The organism is Vibrio sp. 03_296 (genome assembly GCF_002265885.1).
Map to the genome: position 1 here is coordinate 1 of NZ_NPKW01000968.1, position 376 is coordinate 376.

General features: G+C 33.2%; 1 pseudogene. It reads right to left on the minus strand.

Features of this window, described 5'->3' with window-relative positions:
* Positions 1-182: 182 nt before the first annotated feature.
* Positions 183-376: pseudogene (locus tag CIK04_RS34805) on the minus strand (hypothetical protein); the annotation flags it as partial.

Consider the following 376-nt stretch of genomic DNA (forward strand, 5'->3'; position numbering starts at 1 on the left):
TTTCATTTGTAAGTAATGCATACTCATAACCATTCAAACCAATAACTGTATCTGATGTTTTTGAAAACAAAAAACCTGGGAAATACTCATGAAAAAGTATTTTTCAAACATGTTTGTATTAGTCGTGCATGCTAACAAAGACATAGAAAACAAAGAAATAGTTAATAATGATTTCATAATAATCAGGACGTAGACTTGGGAGCTTCTAAAGGTTTAGTTTTTGGCACGGGCACAGAATTCAGTAACTGTTTAACGTACTGATTGCGTGCTGAATTTACATCTGGCCGATTAGATTCAGCTGCTGCTTTTTGCCAATCTCCATCTTTTAACTGCACTGTTGAATTTTTTAAAAACATAACAAGCTTAGTTGCACCAA